Source organism: Caldibacillus sp. 210928-DFI.2.18 (assembly GCF_020554505.1).
In the GTDB taxonomy this organism is placed as follows: domain Bacteria; phylum Bacillota; class Bacilli; order Bacillales; family Caldibacillaceae; genus Caldifermentibacillus; species Caldifermentibacillus hisashii.
Window position 1 is genome coordinate 1 of record NZ_JAJCHL010000186.1, and the last position, 1,465, is coordinate 1,465.

Genomic DNA, 1,465 nt, shown 5'->3' on the forward strand with positions numbered 1-1,465 from the left:
GGTTTCAATAAAACCAATGATTAATGCTTATTTTTTAGGTGCGAAAGTTGAGTAAAATTGTTTAAAGGATAATGAAACTAAACTACCTCCCTGTGGCGTGTTTATCAATGAAAGTGTTGAAATCGTTTAACGCATAATGTCTCTTTGTTACTGGTTGACAATCGTTGTACACGATTTTTAAAAATGATTGAATGAGGTGAGAACCTTGCGTATCGTTTCACTTTGTCCAAGTAATACAGAAATATTAGCTTGTCTCGGGTTAACCGATCAGCTAATCGGTGTTGACCATTATTCTGATTGGCCGGCTGACGTTAAAAAACTTCTAAACCTCGGTCCTGATTTAAATATTAATATAGAGAAAGTGATCGAATTAAAACCGGATTTCATTGTCGGTTCTTTAAGTGTTCCCGGTATGGAAAAAGTTGTGGAACGTGTTAAAAGCTTAAATACACCTTTTCTCATACTCGACCCGCATCGGCTGGGTGATATTTTCGATGATATTATTGAGGTAGGTGAGGCAACTGATCGTTATCAAAAGGCTTGCGATTTAGTAGATTGGATGAAAGAAAGGATTGAAGAAATCCGACAAAAATGCCCGAAAGCAAATCCGCCTCTTCGCCTCTATTGGGAATGGTGGCCAAAACCAGTCGTTTCTCCCGGTGGAAAAAATTGGCTCACTGATCTTTCGGAAATAGTTGGGGCAACAAATGTTTTTGCCGATATCCCGGAAGATAATGTGAAATCCGATTGGGCCGGAGTCGTACAGGCAAATCCGGACTATACAATGGTTGTTTGGACAGGAATCCCGTTGAAGAATGTGAAAATCGAAAAAATCATCAACCGCCCCGAGTGGCGAGGGTATCCTTTTGCGAAAAGAGACAGGATCCATATTCTTGAAGAAGGCTGGTTTTGTCGCCCATCACCGCGATTAATTACAGGTCTGGAACATTTAGCACATATTTTATATCCGGAAATTTTCCCTGAAGCCAAAAGTTTTATATAATCGGACTTTTGCTATTTTTATAGTGATGGGGAAAATTTGTTGTTATATGTCGAACCTTTACTTCAAAATTGGTTAATTCTGTAACTTGAGGTGCACGATCCTAAAGGGGGGGATGTTTCGTCGCCAAAAATTGGTGTTTTTCGCCTTAAAATGGTGACGAGTTTGATTCTCGTCGCCAAAATAGGGGCTTTTCCGCCTCAAAACGGTGACGAGAATAGGGCTCGTCGCCAAAAAATGATGTTTCCCTCCTTAAAATGGTGACGAGATTGGTTCTCGTCGTCAAAATTGCGCTTTTTCCAACTCAAAATGGCGACGAGAACCTGGCTCGTCGTCGAAAATTGGCTTTTCTCAGCTCAAAATCGCGACGAGAACCTGGCTCGTCGTCAAAATAGGGCTTTTCCCAACTAAAAATGGTGACGAGTTTGATTCTCGTCGCCAAAATAGAGTGTTTTTCACTTCAAA

2 protein-coding genes are annotated in these 1,465 nt (G+C 40.7%); one reads left to right on the forward strand and one right to left on the reverse strand.

Going from position 1 to position 1,465, the window contains the following annotated elements:
- Positions 1 to 205: 205 nt before the first annotated feature.
- Entirely contained in the window at positions 206 to 1,003 is a 798-nt protein-coding gene (locus LIZ98_RS17430; protein ID WP_227203171.1) for an ABC transporter substrate-binding protein, read from the forward strand.
- Between the two features lie 145 nt (positions 1,004 to 1,148).
- Here LIZ98_RS17430 and LIZ98_RS17435 read toward each other — a convergent pair whose 3' ends face one another.
- Entirely contained in the window at positions 1,149 to 1,286 is a 138-nt protein-coding gene (locus LIZ98_RS17435; protein ID WP_227091664.1) for a hypothetical protein, read from the reverse strand.
- Between the last annotated feature and the right edge of the window lie 179 nt (positions 1,287 to 1,465).